Here is a 16363-nt window from a genome sequence, read left to right as displayed (position 1 = left end):
AGGGAGTAGGCCCTCTAATTTGAGAATCTTATTGGTTAATTAAAAGCAAGGGGTCCAGTTGTGTATATTTTATTTAAATACACACTTAGGTATTAGCTTTACTAAACCAACACAGACATTTTACCTTATTTTTAAACCAATAAAATATGCAGATGTAAAGGAATGTAAATGCAATCTATTTGCATCTAAACCCTATTAAGGAAACAGGGTTTGCTTTACATGCTCTGCAAAACCGCTACCTGCTTCTAAGTAAAAGTTGTAAGTAGAGTCTATTCCCATTTCTTCTAATTCTTTTTGCTGATCGGGGTAGTTGGCAATCGCCGTTACTTGTCCTTTATAACCCGATGCTTGTAATTGCTCTAAGGCAAAAATATTTTGCATGTGCTTAGGCATAGCTAGCATTACCATTTCAACGTGGGAGTGGTTAACACGTTGCCAAAAATCAGGATCGGTGGCATCGGCAATTAATACTCGGCGACCTCGCTTTACATGCTTATCAACTACCTCAGGCTTAATATCAATACCTGCAACAACATCCGGATGAGTTGCGTTTATTGTTTCATAGGCACCTGTGCCAATTCTACCCATGCCAAAAATAACAATTTTTGTGTCATTTAAGTTTACTGGGAGCTCTTCAGCTAAGCGGGTTTTGCTTTCAAACTTTAATAAAAAGCGTTCAATTTTAACGTATAGCTCGTTAGAGCGTTTATTTAAAGGAGAAGCAATTACAAAGGTGATCGACACCGCAATCGCAATAACAGCAAGCCACTCAGAGGTAACCATGCCGGTAGATGCGGCAACTGCACACACAATCAAACCAAATTCGCTAAAGTTAGCTAGGCTAAATGCTGTTAACAAAGAGGTACGCGCACGAAGTTTAAATAGGTTGGTTAGTATGTAATAAAGCAGGGTTTTAATTGGAATAATTAATACCAGCACTAAAGCGACGACTAAGGAGTGGGCAGTAAGCTCTGCACTTAAACCAATGCTTAGGAAAAAGCCAACTAGCAATATATCTTTTAGGCTAAGCAATGACTTAGACAATTCACCGGCTTTTTTGTGTGGTGCGAACATCATACCTACAATCAAAGCACCTAAATCACCTTTGAGACCTGCAAATTCAAAGGCGTTATAACCTGCTACTAAGGCAAAGAAAAACCCAAATAGCGGCAGTAACTCACCATGTTTAGAGCGGTTTAACACCCAGTACATAGCAGGGCGAAATAAAGGTAAGGCAATAATTAACCCTAAGGCCCAAATATTCGGTAACTTACCGGTACTGACCGCTAAAAATATAACCGCAAATATATCCTGCATAACTAAAATACCAATGGCTATTTTACCGTGCAGGCTTGCCATTTCACCGCGCTCTTCAAGAACTTTTACCGCAAATACGGTGCTTGAAAAGCTCAGAGCAAAACCAACTAACAGCGCACTTTGCCAACTTAAATCGACGAATAATGGCAGTGCAAAAACACCCAGTAGTAGCATAAAGCCACTAAACAAAGCGCTGCTTAGAATAATATGTAAGGTGGCCGGAGCCCAGACTTGAGGTTTTATTAAATTTGAAATTTTAAGCTTGAGGCCAATACTAAAAAGTAGCAGTGTAACCCCTAAAGATGCAATTGTTTCCAGCAGTTCCGTGCTTTTATAACCCGCTAAATTAAGAATAAATCCAGCCATAAGAAAGCCGATAAGTGGCGGCAATTTTAGCTGGTATATACCAAAACCGCAGACGAAGGCGGTAGCAAAATAAATTAGTTCCATAGTTATTAATACCACTTTTTTAGGCACTGTAGTGTAGCGAAAAACAATGCTTATTGACAATTAATCTACTTATTTAACGCAGTTAGTTACGTGATAGTGAGTATTTATCAAATGATTGCTACTGTCAGTTTATGCAGAGGTAAAGTAGCTTCAATGTATAAAAAACGCACATATATGGCTAGTTTTATGGTAAACAGCATGTAAATAGCAGTTTTTCGCTGACAAGAGCTTTTAAATGTGGTTAAGATGCCATAACGAAGGAGTTTAAGCGTAAGCAAACATTAGAGTTGCTTAGCTTAAGGAGAAAATATGTTTAAAAAGATTTTAGCATCGGTAGGCATTGGTGCCGCCAAAGTAGATACTATTTTAGAGACCGAGCATCTTCAGCCGGGGCAATTATTTAACGCGCAAATTGTAATTACTGCAGGCGATGTGAGCCAAGAAATTACCGGTTTAGACTTAATGTTAGTTACCCGTGTCAAAGTGGCGAGTGAAGACGGTGATTATTTCACTAATCATGTGATTGACCAGTGGCGCATTACCGATATTGGTATTATTGAGCCCGGTGAAGTAAGAACTATTCCGTTTGAAGCCCGTTTACACTCAGAAACGCCTATAACTGAAATTAATGCAGGTTATAATCAATCTTATGTATGGTTAGAAACAGGCCTTGATATTGACCTTGCGCTTGATCCAACAGATAAAGACCATTTACACATTTATCCTAATGAGGCGGTTAAAACATGCATGCAAGCGATGGAAAAGCTTGGTTTTAGTTTAGTTAAAGCCGATGTAGAGCAAGGCCATTTACGTGCTCCTACTTTTCAATCTGTGTCGGGGTGTTATCAAGAGCTTGAGTATCAGCCTAATAGCCGCAGTTTGTTTGGCATAAAAGAAATTGAGTTGTCGTTTATTCCTGAAGCGCATAAAACCCATGTATTGATTGAATTAGACAGAGCGTTTAGAAGTGATGGCTATGTTGATTTAACCATAGAGCATGACCATGTTAATTTATCGCAGTTATGTGATCAGTTAGAGCGATTATTTGCTTAATCGCTTTAGGGGCTTACTTTAGGTAAGCCCCTGCAATAAAAAAGGTATTTAAATGGCGTTTAAATGTGAGCCATTCTCTGCGCTCGACTCCCAAACCCTGTTTTCAATCATGCGTGTACGTGTCGACGTATTCGTTGTAGAACAAGCATGTCCTTACCCCGAACTTGATGATCACGATATCGCAGACTCTACACATCATGTCTATTTACTTGATGGGCTATCGGTGCATGCCTATGCCCGTTGTTATGAAAAAGATGCTCAGTACAGTGCGATAGGGCGTGTATTGGTTGCTCAATCACAGCGAAGTTCTGGATTAGGCAAACAGTTAGTCAATGAAGCAATAGCATGCTGTAAGGCGCAATGGCCGACTCGCGATATTTATATTGGCGCACAAACCTACCTACTGAATTTTTATCGCGCATTCGGTTTTGAATGTGTTGGTGATGAATATATAGAAGATGGCATACCCCATCAGGATATGATTTTAAAGCAGTAGTATCGCTCCACTAAAAAGGCCCACTGATGTGGGCCTTTTTTATGCATCTTTTAACTAGCTTAGTAGGGAATGTAAGAATACTAAGCTAATGGCAATAGGGCATACAAACTTAGTATACCAAGGCCATATCTTCCAAAATAACGTATTATGCACCTCAGGGTTACCTTGTTGAATCGCTTTTAGTAGTGACGATCTGTACCAGATCCAACCTACAAATATACAGCACATAAGCCCTAATAAAGGTTGTGCAACTTTGGTTGTTAGGGTGATCACTAAGCCAAATAAAGTGCCTAGGTTACACACAATGGTAATGCTCACTATGGCAATTAAAGCGCCTATTAACCACGTTGCTTGAACACGTTTCATCGCAAAGCGCTCTACCGTGTACGACACTGGCGCTTCTAACATGGAAATAGATGAAGTTAGTGCGGCAATACTCATCAATGCAAAAAAAGCAAAGCCAACAAATAAACCTACACCACCCATGCCATCAAATAAGGCAGGCAATACCTGAAATACGAGAGTATCTTCAGAGAGAAGTTTACCTGTAGTTGAAGAGAATATTTCAACACCTTGCGCTTGTGCCACGTACATAGCAGGGATGATCAATAAACCCGCTACAAACGCTATAAACACATCAATTAAGGTTACATACGCGCCAAGGGACACAAGGTTTTCTTTTTTACTGATATATGAGCCATATATAATCATCACACTGGTGCCCAGTGACAGTGAAAAGAAAGCTTGGCCTAAGGCACTCACTAACAATGTAGGGTCAAAAATAGAAGAAAAGTCAGGGACTAAGTAAGCTTTTAACCCCTCAACAGCGCCTTCTTGAGTCATCACGTAGGCAATTAAGGCAAACAAAATACCGAGCAGAGCGGGCATTAAGCGTTTAGACCATTTTTCAATGCCGTTTTCTACACCGCGGCTGATAATAGCAACAGTTAAAATAATAAATAAAACAGTGAAAAGAATATTACGAGTAAGCGACTGCTCACTTAACCATAAAGAGGCGGCATCAGCGCCTACTAATGTGGTTACCGGTTCTAAAGTGGCACTTAACATCCAACCGGCAACAATGGCATAAAAACTTAAAATAAATCCAGCACATAAAATACCACCAAAACCGACAGCAAAGGCAAATTGCTTTTGCCATGGTCGCGTGGTTAATTTAGTTAATGAAGAAACCGCATTAGCTTGCCCATGGCGACCTATCATCAGTTCTGCCATTAAAGCGGGGTAGGCTAAAAAGAAAGCCAGTACTAAATACGCGACTAAAAATGCAGCGCCCCCATTACTTGCTGTTTGAGTCGGAAAACCCCAAATATTACCCAAGCCAACAGCTGATCCTGCCGCAGCCATTATAAAACCAAAGCGGGAGCTAAACTCACCTCTTACTGCACTCATATTATTCTGCTTCTCTATTTTTTCGACGCCGTGACAATCTACTGGAATTGTAATTAAATAAAAAGTGCTTATTTGTCTCTGTTGCACAATTATTGCGTTTTATTTAGCTGTATAAATAACACGTGCGTATTTTGATTATAAATAGCACAATTTTTTTAATTATATTTCGTTTATCAGCTGTATTGAGCATCTTTGCATTGTTGATTAATGTTCAAACTGAGCGATGGTTAATGTGAAACAGGCGCCTGAGAGCCGTTCACTTTTACTCACTTTTACGGTGCCATGATGCCAATCGGCAACTTTGGCGACGATTGCTAACCCCAAGCCATAACTATTATCACTGCGATTACGGTGGCTGCGTTCACGAAAAAATGGGCTAAATACTTTATGATTATTTTCTTGAGCAATGCCTGGTCCGTCGTCGGCGATGTTCACCACCAGAAAACGTTCTTGTACTGAAGCGGTTACTTGAATGCTGTGATTTGCAAAGTCGCAGGCATTATTAATTAAGTTGGAGATTGCTCTTGCCAGCCAATGTAAGTCAGCATAAACGGTATGATCATCACATTCTAAAGAAATATTAAGCGAGCGAGAGGTTATTCTAGGCTCAAGTTGCAATACAATATCACTTAGGTATTGTTTAAGGTTTGCTGATGAGTAAGTAAGCTTATTCGCATTTTGCTCTAAAGTAGCAAACGTTAAATAGCTTTTTAGCATTGACTCCATATGGTCTAAGTCGGTTTCCATGCGAGTTAAATAATGCTTTATTTTACTCTCGTCATGACTATCAAGAGCGGCGTCGACACCAAAGCGTAAGCAAGCAATTGGAGTTCTAATATCATGCGATAAGCTGGAGGCCATTAGCTTGTTTTCAGCAACTAGCTTTTCAATTTGACTCGCCATACGGTTAAAGGTCAGTTCCACATCTTTTATATAGGTAAATCGAGAGGGGGTAATACGCGCTTTAACATTACCAGATGCAAATTGCTTTGCTGCTTCGTTTAACACCGTAAGGCGCTTTGCTAAAGGGGTAATAATAAAACCCATAAAAACACATAAGCCAGTGTAAAATAATAGCGTTAAAATAATATCGTTTCGTTGTGTGGCCTCATAGGGTTTATCTAAACGCATGGTTAAATGATAAGGACTTAACTCATCATTTGTGTAGAGCATATAAAAGCCTTGCTCGTCTTCGAGTATTAATCCGCCTTGGGTTTGCATTTTATCTAATAGCGCTAAGGGCAGTGCCAGCGACTGATTTAATTTGTAGTTAAGTATAAGGTCAAAGTCAGCGGCTAGTTTTGTTACTTGTTGCGGGCGAGCATCGGGTTTAAGCGCCGTGAGCTGTTTACTTAACCCGACAATAATCTGGCTTTGAACGCTAAACTCATCCAAAGGCGCATGCGCTTGTTGGCTAAATGCATCAATAAGCCAACCTAAAACAATAATTGAAAGCAGCGCACTGCCTAGTAGTGAAATATAAAACTTTTTCATTGATGCTATTCCATAATAGGCTGGGTGTACTGAAGTGACTTTTATTACTATCGCGCTAATTATTTTAAGCACTCAGGCATTAAAACTTACCACGCTGTAGTCACAAACAAATAACCACGTCCCCAAATGGTTTTAATTTTTTCTGGTTTTTGTGGGTCATCATTAAACTTTTTACGCAAGGCAGAAATAAGCACATCAACGCTTCTATCTAAGCCATCATATTCCCTGCCTTTGGTTGCTTTAAACACCGCATCGCGGGAAACAACTTGTCCTGCATTACTGGCTAAGTAATGCAGTAATAAATACTCTGCGCTTGAAATGTTCACATCCTGTTGGTTAAGGGTAACGTTGCGTGACTCGGTATTAATACTTAATTGACCGATATTGATCATATTTGCTTGATCATCGGTTTTAGGCGTGTCGCTACTGTAGCGCAAGGCAGATTTAATGCGTGCAAGCAATGCGCGAGGGCGTACTGGTTTTATTATATAATCGGTAGCACCGACTTCTAGCCCAATGACTTCATCCATTTCTTCATCGCGGGCAGTAAGCATTATAATTGGGGCATGATAAAAGCTACGTAGATCACGACATACACTAATACCATCAAGCCCTGGCAGCATAATGTCGAGTAAAATAAGTTGTGGGTTTAAACGTTTTACTTGGCTTATTACCTCATCACCTCGATGACATACATGTACAACATAGCCTTGCTCTGTTAAATACTCAGTGACCCATTGTGCAAGAGAAATATCATCTTCAACCAGTAAAATAGTACCGTAATTATCCATAAGCTTTCTTCGCATACCTAAATGATGTTTAGCTATCATAATGTTTATAGTGTGTGACTAAAATAACCGCCAACGCCGCTTTTTTTGCCTATTTTGATACACCCATTGTAATTTTACTTCTGTGACGGCAATGACTTGTGATGTATTACTGTCAAATAGTTCAAACGAAATACTTTGCGTTGAGTCAAAGGCATAATTAAACGAACCTTGTCGCTGTTTAAGCCAGCACTGCATAATGTACTTTGAGGTGGCATCGCGTAGACAATAATTTCCCACTTCTACTTGCTGCCATGACAAAACAACATCGGCGTAACAGTGACGTCCTTCACGTAAGGCCACACAGGTATCAGGTACTGCACTCAATTGAGCGGGTATTTGCACTGGGGCTGCCAGCAAAGAGCCTGAATAACTAAACAATAAACAGTAAAAAAATCTAAAGTACATAACGCACGCCTACCTTGGCTTTGTGTTGATATCCTTGGGAAATAATTGGGCTGTCATCAATTTCTTTTGAAAACCAAGTAGTTAACCAGCCTGCTAAAAAGACCCAATCTTGATTAATGGGATATTCAGCATGAAATTCAAACATAATACTGGTACTGGCATTGGTTTGATAAATAGGGCGAGTTGCGTTTGCTTCATCGCTATCAATACCAAAATAATAGTTTGTAAAATCTGCAGAGTAGGCACTTAGGCCAATACCAGAGCGAAACTCCCAATTACGCCAAGGCTGAATATGACTAAAAAATACGTTTGCCACCCAGCCATTATGAGCACCAGATATATCATGTAAGTATTCAAGGGAAATTTGTGAGTTTTCAAATCGACGTGTTAATCGAAGGCCAGTATCAAAATCATAGTTACGTTTTTTGATACCGCGCAGTGGCTCAATAATGCCATCGTTATAAATACCTAAGCCTTGTTCGTCAAACCCGGCTTGCGAATTAGTACCTAATAAATCAAGGCCCCAATCGTATTTGTTAATTAAGCTATAGCCTAAAACAAGTCCACCGCTGAGTTGATTATGATCAAAATCAAGGTAAAAATTATCGTAAGAAACCGCAAGGCTTAAATCTAACTCGGCGCCAACATCATAAGAATTCATCCCCACCAAATAAGAATCTTCTATGTAATAACCAGCTCCTGCACTCCAGTCCCAGGCAAACCCTGTAGTGGGTTCCAATGTGTTATCGGCATAGTAACGATTGCTTGCTGTGCTCTGGCCACTAAAAATGAGCGCAAACAATAAGGCTGTACAACGGAAAAAATGTCTTTGTGGGAAATGCTTCATCCTTGGAACCTAAATTAGAGTTTGCTTAAAAGGGTAGTATATTGTCAAACTCTTGGCTAAATCTGTAAAAAAATGTAGCGGTCGTCCTGCAACTACTGAACCTTAATTTTATCGATAAGTATACTGCTTAAGTAAAATTGCATCATGGGAGTTAATGCGCTTATCTCAGTACGTGTACATGGCCCATTTAATTTAGTTAAACGACTCAGTTTAGTAATGGTTTTATAAGCAGGGGCCGTTACTTCATTTTTAAGTTCAGCACGCTTAAGCCGAGCCTGTTCGGTATTATGTTTATGAATAAACGCAACAACTTCTAACTCGTTAGTGATCTTCTTTTCTTCAGTAAAGCTATAGATTAGGGGCTCACGGTGAAAGCTTGCACTATCTATTGATGATTTGGCAAACCAAACTACATCTCCCGATGCTTTGTGTGTAAGGCGCATACTAACTTGTGCCAGTATATTTGCGCATTGTTGAGAAGGGAATTGCTGTGCTACTTTTGAAAACAATGAATAAGGTTTTTCTGGCTGCGCTAGGATGTACTTAGCATCATCTATAAACTCAAGGTCAACTTGATGGATAGCTAACGTGTAATCACTGTTATCGGTTGTGGTAACTTTTAGTTGTTTATCGTTAAGTGCTTGGCTAATTTGAGATACTAATGTGTCGGTGACACTTGCACGGTCTACGATCACTCTGACAGTCTGATTTTTTTTAATGTTATGTGCAGGTAATTGCACCGATTTTACTTTCGGTGAAGCATGCTCGGTTTCATATTTAAGTTGGTAAGTTTGACTCTTAAGCAAAGGTTTTGCAGGCATTGCTAAAGGTTCTGCAGGCTGCTTAACTACGGCACAACCTGAAGCTAATACAATAAAAAGTGATACAACTAAAAAACGCATAAATATTTTACATCCACTCAAAAGCCATTAATCGAACATATTGTACGTTAGTCCGAGCAAAAGTTCATGATATTATAGAGGCTGATTATGACTAAAAAAGAAAAATTAGCTAAGAATGAAGTATTTTAACTCCTTACCCTTTTATTTTTTTGCTTTATGTATTTTAGGGACGCATTTACAGGCAAGCGCAAGCACAGATCCTGACTGGGAAGCTTTTGTTAAAAATTATGGACGCTACGTAGAAAAAAAACTAAAAGTAAAAAAGATTCCGGGCGGAGCGCTTTCCATCGTCAACGCACAAGCGCGTGACTATATACATACTATGGGGCATACCAAAGTGCGCAGTGGGCAAAAAATTAATCCACACACTCGGTTTCGTTTGGCCTCAGTATCTAAAACGTTTGCAGGGTCGTTAGCGGCAAAACTTGCAAATGAAGAACAACTTAATTTGTATTTTCCTGTTAGTCATTACATTCCTGAATTTAAACAAACCGACTACAAAGATGATTTAAAGGTTTTTCATATTTTAAGCCATTCTAGTGGGCTAGTACCGAATGCATACGATAATTTAATCGAATCGCGAATGGGGTATAGCGATATTGTAGAAAAGCTATTAAGTGTAAAACCCATATGCGAACCCGGTGACTGTTACGGCTATCAAAATGTCATGTTTAGTTTAATTGATGACGTGATTTTAAAAAGCACCAACAAAACTTATACTCAGTGGCTCAATGACGCATTTTTTATCCCTCTAAAAATGAACGATGCAAGTTTAGGCTACGATGCCATGGTGCAAGATAGTAACTACGCACACCCTCATGTGCGTGGGAAAAAGCGTTGGTACAGTGCCCGTTTGAAAAAGAATTATTATAAAGTCGCTCCGGCAGCTGGGGTAAACGCTAGTGCGTCAGATATGGCTATTTGGTTAAATGCGCAATTAGGGCAATATCCATCGGTATTATCCTTAGATGCATTGGCCACGCAAACGCGTCCTTATACACATACTAAAAAAGAACGCTACAGACGAGTATGGCGAGAGCACATGAACGAAGCCTACTATGGGCTAGGCTGGCGTGTGTATGATTATGATGATGAAACGCTTTATTACCACAGTGGTTGGGTGCAAGGTTATCGCAGTGATTTGGTTGTGTTTCCACACTTAAATGTTGGCTTTAGCTTAATTTTAAATGCAGAAACTGGACTCATAAATGAGCTTACAACTGAGTTTATAAATCGCCTATTAGCATATAAACGAGAGAAGCAATAATGAACGCCCACATAAAAACATTGTTAATAGCATTATTACTTATTTGCCAACCCGCCTTTTCTGTCCCTGAACAGGTTTACTTGTTTCGACATAGCGAAAAACAAACAGGGGAAAATCCATTTCTAACTGCCCAAGGCCAAGCGCGTGCTGAGCACTTGGTTTCGTTAGTTAACACCTATCCAAACATAACGTTATTCAGCAGTAACTATAACCGTACCCTAAACACGGCAGCGCCATTAGCCGCGTATTATAATATTAAAGTTATTACCTATGATGCTGCTGATCTAATGACATTGAAAAAACAATTATTAGCACAAAATGGCGTTGTGGTAGTAATAGGGCATAGTAATACCACACCGCAGTTGGCTTCATTATTGAGTAACCAAGCTATTGAAAGTATGGATGAGAGTCAGTACGGGCATTATTATTTAGTGGGTAAACTAGAAAATAATAGTTATGAAGTTAAAACGCTGACAATGGGTTTTTAAGCAGGCATAAAAAAACCAGCAATGGCTGGTTTTTTTGTTTTACCTTTAAATGGCCTTATTAGCCACGAGGTAATTGAATTTTTTTCTCAGGGCTTTGACGATAAAGCACAATCGTATGACCGATAGTCTGTAATTTAGTAGCCCCTGTTTCGCGAACAATAGCATCAAAAATAAGCTTTTTGGTTTCACGATCGTCTGTTGGCACCTTCACTTTAATTAATTCGTGAATTTCTAGTGCGCTTTGGATTTCAACTACTACGCCTTCGGTTAAACCGTTAGAACCTAGTAAAACTACAGGCTTAAGGCTATGCGCCTGACCTTTTAAAAACTGCTTTTGTTTGTTTGATAATGTCATGATATTACAAATTTTGCTGAATATGGCTTGAATTAAGGGTATTCTAACGCCATCTAGAGAATATTACTAATTAGTTGCGTGTTAATTTATGACAAATAAAAAACAGTCAGCCAGTTCACAACGTTGGCTTAAAGAACATTTTGATGATAAATATGTTCAAGAAGCGCAAAAAAAAGGCTGGCGCTCTCGAGCTGTTTTCAAATTAGACGAAATCCAAAACAAAGATAAGTTATTGCGCCCAGCGATGACAGTTGTTGATTTAGGAGCGGCCCCAGGGAGTTGGTCACAATACTTAGCTGAAAAAGTGGGTGACAAAGGCCAAGTGGTTGCGTGTGATATTTTACCTATGGACTCTTTAGCGGGCGTTGACTTTTTACAAGGCGATTTTCGTGAAGAAGCGGTACTTGATGCATTGTTAAAACGCATTGATGGTAAAAATGTAGATGTGGTATTGTCTGATATGGCACCTAACATGAGTGGCAATAACTCGGTTGATCAGGCAGGTAGCATGTACTTGGTTGAGCTTGCACTTGATATGTGCAACCAAGTTTTAAAGAAAAATGGCGCGTTTATTGTTAAAGTATTCCAAGGTGAAGGCTTTGATCAATATTTGCAAGATGTACGTAATAGTTTTAAAGCAGTGAAGATACGTAAACCGGATGCCTCGCGTCCCCGTTCTCGGGAAGTATATATAGTAGCGACTGGATACAAACTGTAGTACAGTTGCTTGGCGTTTAGTTGAATTTAAATTAATTGGATACAAGAGGTTAACCCCTTGAGCGATATGGCGAAAAATCTAATACTCTGGCTGGTTATTGCAGTAGTGCTTATGTCAGTATTTCAGAGCTTTAATGGCGGCGATCAAGTTGATCGTCAAACAAGTTACAGTCAATTTGTAAAAGACGCCCGTAGCGGCTCTATACAAGAAGTGTCCATTGAAAGTGGTAGTGGCACAATTACTGGCATAAAAAATAGTGGCGAGCGTTTTCAAACCATTATGCCTATTTATGACAAAGACATTTTAAATGATTTGTTAAAAAGCGATGTGAACGTTAAAGGTGTTAAACCTGAAGAGCAATCGTTTTTAGCAAGCATTTTTATTTCTTGGTTCCCTATGATCCTGCTTATTGGTGTGTGGATTTTCTTCATGCGTCAGATGCAAGGTGGCGGTGGCAAAGGCGCCATGTCATTTGGTAAAAGTAAAGCCCGCTTAATGAGTGAAGATCAAGTCAAAACGACCTTTGCTGATGTAGCTGGTTGTGATGAAGCCAAAGACGATGTAACCGAGCTGGTGGACTTTTTACGTGACCCTTCTAAGTTTCAAAAATTAGGCGGTAGTATTCCTAAAGGCGTACTTATGGTCGGTCCTCCAGGTACAGGTAAAACATTACTTGCCAAGGCGGTTGCTGGTGAGGCAAAAGTACCGTTCTTTACTATTTCGGGTTCTGACTTTGTTGAAATGTTTGTAGGTGTAGGTGCATCACGTGTACGTGACATGTTCGAACAAGCTAAAAAAGCAGCTCCTTGTATTATCTTTATCGATGAAATTGATGCGGTAGGGCGTAAACGTGGCGCTGGTATGGGGGGCGGCCATGATGAACGTGAGCAAACTCTAAACCAAATGCTTGTTGAAATGGACGGCTTTGAAGGTAATGAAGGTATTATCGTTATTGCTGCGACAAACCGTCCTGACGTACTAGACCCTGCGTTACTTCGTCCTGGTCGTTTTGACCGTCAAGTAGTGGTCGGTTTACCTGATATTCGTGGTCGTGAACAAATTCTCAAAGTACATATGCGTAAAGTGCCATTAGGCGATAACGTTGAAGCGGCCGTGATTGCACGTGGTACACCAGGATTCTCGGGTGCTGATCTCGCTAACCTTGTAAATGAAGCGGCTTTGTATGCTGCGCGTGGCAATAAACGTGTTGTTAGTATGGCTGAATTCGACGCTGCGAAAGATAAAATCATGATGGGCGCTGAGCGCAAGACCATGGTTATGAGTGAGCAAGAGAAAGAAATGACGGCTTACCATGAAGCTGGCCACGCAATTGTAGGTCGTATGGTGCCAGAGCACGACCCGGTTTATAAAGTATCTATTATCCCACGTGGCCGAGCGCTAGGTGTGACTATGTATTTACCAGAACAAGATCGTGTTAGTCACTCTAAAGAGCTTTTAGAATCAATGATTTCAAGCCTTTACGGTGGTCGTATTGCTGAGGCAATCATTTATGGTGAAGACAAAGTAACCACGGGTGCAAGCAACGACATTGAACGTGCCACTGATATTGCGCGTAAGATGGTGACTCAGTGGGGCTTAAGCGAAAAATTAGGTCCATTACTTTACGCTGAAGATCAAAGTGAGATGTACATGGGTGGCGGCGGTGGTCGCTCTATGAGCATGTCTGATGAGACGGCGAAAGTAATTGATGCAGAAGTACGTTTATTCTCAGACCGCAACTATCAACGTGCAGAATCAATATTGAAAGAAAACATTGATATTCTGCATGCAATGAAAGATGCATTAATGAAGTATGAAACCATTGATGCGAAGCAAATTGATGATTTAATGGCTCGTCAGCCTGTACGTGAACCACGTGATGCGCATGACCGTCATGAAGCTAAACCAGAAAAAGAAGATGTTTCTAAAGACAAACCAGTTGATGAAGTACAAAAACCAGCTGATGAATCTAAAAAAGATGAAACAAACCTTGATGATAAAGCTGAATAATCGTTAAAATAACATATCCAAAAGCCCCGAAGTTCGGGGCTTTTTTGTATCAGTTTGATGTAAATAACTAAAATTATCACATATTAAGGTTAGCGATGAATAATAAAATTAACCTTGCGCGTGGCCGAACGCTTGATTTTGCAGAGCCTGTGATTATGGGGATCGTGAATGTTACCCCTGATTCATTTTCTGATGGCGGTCAGTTCTTAAATACAACTGCCGCGCTGAGTCATGCGATGCAATTACTTGATGATGGTGCGACCATTTTAGATATCGGTGGCGAGTCAACACGCCCAGGCGCACCTGATGTTAGCCTTGAAGATGAGCTAAAGCGTGTTATTCCTATTATTAAAGCTATTCGTGAGCAAAGTGACTGCGTTATTTCAATCGATACCAGTAAAGCTGAGGTGATGCGCCAAGCGATTGAAGCCGGTGCTGATATTGTCAACGATGTACGGGCATTGCAAGAGCCCGGCGCAATCGATGTGGTTGCACAGTTTCCTGAGGTAGCAGTGTGTTTAATGCATATGCAAGGGCAACCTCGTAGTATGCAACACGCTCCTCACTATAATGACTTAGCGGGTGAGATAAACGATTTTTTTAGCCAGCGAATAGCCGCATGTGAAGCTGCTGGCATTAAACAAAGCCAGTTAATTTTAGATCCTGGTTTTGGTTTTGGAAAAACACTAAAGCATAATTATCAAATATTGGCTCAATTTAACGATTATGCAAAATTGGGACTTCCTTTGCTCGCGGGATTATCGCGTAAGTCAATGATTGGTAAATTATTAAATAGAGACACAGACGATAGATTGGCAGGCAGTTTAGCTGGAGCACTGATCGCCGCACAAAACGGTGCACACATTATTCGTGTGCATGATGTAAAAGAAACCGCAGATGTGCTTGGCGTATATCAAGCCTGCAAACAAGGAGTACTTTAAATGAAAGAAAGAAAATATTTTGGCACGGACGGTGTGCGTGGTTTAGTAGGTCAAGGTCCTATTAACCCAGAGTTTGCGATGAAATTGGGTTGGGCCGCAGGGCGTGTACTCTCACTTCATGGCACTAAAAAAGTCATTATAGGTAAAGACACTCGTATTTCAGGTTACATGCTGGAGACTGCTTTAGAGGCTGGATTAATTGCAGCAGGTATTGATGTTATTCTTTTAGGGCCTATGCCAACGCCTGCAGTTGCTTATTTAGCGCAAACGTTTCGCGCTGAAGCGGGGATAGTGATCAGCGCATCACATAATCCTTATTATGATAACGGCATTAAGTTTTTCAATGGCCAAGGTTTAAAGTTAGATGATGAGGTAGAGCTACAAATTGAAGCGATGCTTGACGAGCCTATGACCTGTGTTGCTTCTGACAAGTTAGGTAAAGCAACACGTTTATCTAGCGCTGATGGCCGTTATATTGAATTTTGTAAAAGCCAGTTTCCACAAGGATTATCCCTTGAAGGAATTAAAATTGTTTTAGATTGTGCTAATGGTGCTACATACCATATTGCTCCTTCTGTAATGCGAGAGCTTGGTGCAGAGGTGATCACCCATGCATGTGAGCCAAATGGCGTAAACATTAACCATGAATGTGGCGCAACCCATGTTGATACATTAAAGCGTAAAGTACTAGAGCATAAAGCGGATGTCGGTATCGCCTATGATGGCGACGGCGACCGTGTGATGATGGTTGATCATAATGGCCGGGTATTCGACGGTGATGATTTGGTTTATATTATTGCTTGCCAAGCTGCACAAGATGACAATTTAGGCGGTGGTGTTGTTGGCACGGTTATGTCGAATATGGGACTTGAAAATGCGTTAAAAGCAAAAAACATTGCTTTTGCTCGCAGTAAAGTCGGTGATCGTTATGTGATGGAACTGCTGCAGCAAAAAGGCTGGAAAATTGGCGGTGAAAGCTCAGGGCATGTGTTGAATTTAGATTTAATCAGCACGGGTGATGGTATCATCTCAAGCTTACAAGTGCTTGCTGCTATGGTAGCACAAAATCGTACACTTCAAGACTTAGGAGCCGGTTTTACTAAGTACCCAATGAAAATGATTAACGTACGTTACACTGCCGGTACTGATCCGACCCAAGCACCCGAAGTGCTCGCTGCAGTTGCTGAAGTAGAGCAAAGCTTAGCAGATAAAGGGCGCGTATTACTGCGTAAATCAGGCACTGAGCCTGTAGTACGAGTAATGGTTGAAGCTGAGCAAGAAAAAATAGTAATAGATAGTGCACAGAAAATAGCAGCGGTTGTCGAATCTATGAGCAAACAAACTGATTGATAACAATAACCTCTTGTAACTTTGGGCGAG

At 40.4% G+C, this 16363-nt stretch carries 16 protein-coding genes; 8 read left to right on the top strand and 8 right to left on the bottom strand.

Features of this window, described 5'->3' with window-relative positions; genetic code table 11:
• Nucleotides 1-195: 195 nt before the first annotated feature.
• Nucleotides 196-1767, bottom strand: a complete 1572-nt coding sequence (locus PSM_RS10695; protein WP_013465511.1) for a cation:proton antiporter family protein — start codon at nucleotides 1765-1767, stop codon at nucleotides 196-198.
• Nucleotides 1768-2076: 309 nt separating this feature from the next.
• Here PSM_RS10695 and PSM_RS10690 point away from each other — a divergent pair, with 309 nt between their 5' ends.
• Both PSM_RS10690 and PSM_RS10685 read left to right on the top strand, forming a co-directional pair.
• A complete protein-coding gene (locus tag PSM_RS10690; protein ID WP_013465509.1) occupies nucleotides 2077-2820 on the top strand; it encodes a sporulation protein in 744 nt (247 codons plus the stop codon).
• Nucleotides 2821-2872: 52 nt separating this feature from the next.
• Nucleotides 2873-3316 (top strand): GNAT family N-acetyltransferase, encoded by a 444-nt coding sequence (locus PSM_RS10685; protein ID WP_013465508.1) that lies wholly within the window; start codon nucleotides 2873-2875, stop codon nucleotides 3314-3316.
• Nucleotides 3317-3370: 54 nt separating this feature from the next.
• Here PSM_RS10685 and PSM_RS10680 read toward each other — a convergent pair whose 3' ends face one another.
• The 6 genes from PSM_RS10680 to PSM_RS10655 all read right to left on the bottom strand — a co-directional run bounded on the left by PSM_RS10680 (nucleotide 3371) and on the right by PSM_RS10655 (nucleotide 9204).
• Nucleotides 3371-4726 carry a sodium-dependent transporter gene (locus PSM_RS10680; protein ID WP_013465507.1) on the bottom strand — a complete coding sequence of 452 codons (1356 nt, stop codon included), beginning with the start codon at nucleotides 4724-4726 and terminating at the stop codon, nucleotides 3371-3373.
• A gap of 204 nt (nucleotides 4727-4930) precedes the next feature.
• Nucleotides 4931-6220: a HAMP domain-containing sensor histidine kinase gene (locus PSM_RS10675; RefSeq protein ID WP_013465506.1), complete on the bottom strand. Its 1290-nt coding sequence runs from the start codon at nucleotides 6218-6220 to the stop codon at nucleotides 4931-4933.
• A gap of 86 nt (nucleotides 6221-6306) precedes the next feature.
• Nucleotides 6307-7011 (bottom strand): response regulator transcription factor, encoded by a 705-nt coding sequence (locus tag PSM_RS10670; protein WP_013465505.1) that lies wholly within the window; start codon nucleotides 7009-7011, stop codon nucleotides 6307-6309.
• Between the two features lie 57 nt (nucleotides 7012-7068).
• On the bottom strand, nucleotides 7069-7455 hold the full coding sequence (locus tag PSM_RS10665; RefSeq protein WP_016899250.1) for a DUF3019 domain-containing protein: 387 nt from the start codon (nucleotides 7453-7455) through the stop codon (nucleotides 7069-7071).
• Entirely contained in the window at nucleotides 7445-8302 is an 858-nt protein-coding gene (locus PSM_RS10660; protein ID WP_013465503.1) for a MipA/OmpV family protein, read from the bottom strand. Before PSM_RS10660 ends, PSM_RS10665 begins: the two co-directional genes overlap by 11 nt.
• Nucleotides 8303-8394: 92 nt before the next feature.
• A complete protein-coding gene (locus PSM_RS10655) occupies nucleotides 8395-9204 on the bottom strand; it encodes a hypothetical protein (protein WP_013465502.1) in 810 nt (269 codons plus the stop codon).
• A 115-nt stretch (nucleotides 9205-9319) separates the two neighbouring features.
• Here PSM_RS10655 and PSM_RS10650 point away from each other — a divergent pair, with 115 nt between their 5' ends.
• Both PSM_RS10650 and PSM_RS10645 read left to right on the top strand, forming a co-directional pair.
• Complete coding sequence (locus PSM_RS10650; protein WP_013465501.1) at nucleotides 9320-10471, top strand: serine hydrolase domain-containing protein; 1152 nt, start codon at nucleotides 9320-9322, stop codon at nucleotides 10469-10471.
• On the top strand, nucleotides 10471-10959 hold the full coding sequence (locus PSM_RS10645) for a SixA phosphatase family protein (RefSeq protein WP_013465500.1): 489 nt from the start codon (nucleotides 10471-10473) through the stop codon (nucleotides 10957-10959). The genes PSM_RS10650 and PSM_RS10645 overlap by 1 nt, the downstream gene beginning before the upstream one ends.
• 58 nt (nucleotides 10960-11017) lie before the next feature.
• Here the strand turns inward: PSM_RS10645 and yhbY are convergent, their stop codons facing one another.
• Complete coding sequence (gene yhbY / locus PSM_RS10640; protein ID WP_008112687.1) at nucleotides 11018-11314, bottom strand: ribosome assembly RNA-binding protein YhbY; 297 nt, start codon at nucleotides 11312-11314, stop codon at nucleotides 11018-11020.
• An 88-nt stretch (nucleotides 11315-11402) separates the two neighbouring features.
• Here yhbY and rlmE point away from each other — a divergent pair, with 88 nt between their 5' ends.
• The 4 genes from rlmE to glmM all read left to right on the top strand — a co-directional run bounded on the left by rlmE (nucleotide 11403) and on the right by glmM (nucleotide 16333).
• Entirely contained in the window at nucleotides 11403-12032 is a 630-nt protein-coding gene (gene rlmE / locus PSM_RS10635) for a 23S rRNA (uridine(2552)-2'-O)-methyltransferase RlmE (RefSeq protein WP_013465499.1), read from the top strand.
• A 66-nt stretch (nucleotides 12033-12098) separates the two neighbouring features.
• Entirely contained in the window at nucleotides 12099-14042 is a 1944-nt protein-coding gene (gene ftsH, locus PSM_RS10630) for an ATP-dependent zinc metalloprotease FtsH (RefSeq protein ID WP_033104106.1), read from the top strand.
• Nucleotides 14043-14137: 95 nt separating this feature from the next.
• Nucleotides 14138-14983: a dihydropteroate synthase gene (gene folP / locus PSM_RS10625; protein WP_013465497.1), complete on the top strand. Its 846-nt coding sequence runs from the start codon at nucleotides 14138-14140 to the stop codon at nucleotides 14981-14983.
• The gene (gene glmM / locus PSM_RS10620; protein ID WP_013465496.1) at nucleotides 14984-16333 is read left to right on the top strand and encodes a phosphoglucosamine mutase; all 1350 of its coding nucleotides are present in this window, start codon (nucleotides 14984-14986) and stop codon (nucleotides 16331-16333) included.
• Nucleotides 16334-16363 lie beyond the last annotated feature (30 nt).

The organism is Pseudoalteromonas sp. SM9913 (genome assembly GCF_000184065.1).
GTDB classification, from domain to species: Bacteria; Pseudomonadota; Gammaproteobacteria; order Enterobacterales; family Alteromonadaceae; genus Pseudoalteromonas; species Pseudoalteromonas tetraodonis.
The sequence above is the reverse complement of the archived record's forward strand: the minus strand, read 5'-3'. Positions and strand labels throughout refer to the sequence as shown.

Bases quoted from the DNA above. Each gene is read 5' to 3' on its own strand.
- PSM_RS10690 (WP_013465509.1), top strand. From the start codon at position 2,077: ATGTTTAAAAAGATTTTAGCATCGGTAGGCATTGGTGCCGCCAAAGTA.
- PSM_RS10675 (WP_013465506.1), bottom strand. From the start codon at position 6,220: ATGAAAAAGTTTTATATTTCACTACTAGGCAGTGCGCTGCTTTCAATT.
- glmM (WP_013465496.1), top strand. From the start codon at position 14,984: ATGAAAGAAAGAAAATATTTTGGCACGGACGGTGTGCGTGGTTTAGTA.
- PSM_RS10655 (WP_013465502.1), bottom strand. From the start codon at position 9,204: ATGCGTTTTTTAGTTGTATCACTTTTTATTGTATTAGCTTCAGGTTGT.
- PSM_RS10650 (WP_013465501.1), top strand. From the start codon at position 9,320: ATGAAGTATTTTAACTCCTTACCCTTTTATTTTTTTGCTTTATGTATT.
- PSM_RS10660 (WP_013465503.1), bottom strand. From the start codon at position 8,302: ATGAAGCATTTCCCACAAAGACATTTTTTCCGTTGTACAGCCTTATTG.
- PSM_RS10680 (WP_013465507.1), bottom strand. From the start codon at position 4,726: ATGAGTGCAGTAAGAGGTGAGTTTAGCTCCCGCTTTGGTTTTATAATG.
- ftsH (WP_033104106.1), top strand. From the start codon at position 12,099: ATGGCGAAAAATCTAATACTCTGGCTGGTTATTGCAGTAGTGCTTATG.
- yhbY (WP_008112687.1), bottom strand. From the start codon at position 11,314: ATGACATTATCAAACAAACAAAAGCAGTTTTTAAAAGGTCAGGCGCAT.
- PSM_RS10665 (WP_016899250.1), bottom strand. From the start codon at position 7,455: ATGTACTTTAGATTTTTTTACTGTTTATTGTTTAGTTATTCAGGCTCT.
- rlmE (WP_013465499.1), top strand. From the start codon at position 11,403: ATGACAAATAAAAAACAGTCAGCCAGTTCACAACGTTGGCTTAAAGAA.
- PSM_RS10695 (WP_013465511.1), bottom strand. From the start codon at position 1,767: ATGGAACTAATTTATTTTGCTACCGCCTTCGTCTGCGGTTTTGGTATA.
- PSM_RS10670 (WP_013465505.1), bottom strand. From the start codon at position 7,011: ATGGATAATTACGGTACTATTTTACTGGTTGAAGATGATATTTCTCTT.
- PSM_RS10685 (WP_013465508.1), top strand. From the start codon at position 2,873: ATGGCGTTTAAATGTGAGCCATTCTCTGCGCTCGACTCCCAAACCCTG.
- folP (WP_013465497.1), top strand. From the start codon at position 14,138: ATGAATAATAAAATTAACCTTGCGCGTGGCCGAACGCTTGATTTTGCA.
- PSM_RS10645 (WP_013465500.1), top strand. From the start codon at position 10,471: ATGAACGCCCACATAAAAACATTGTTAATAGCATTATTACTTATTTGC.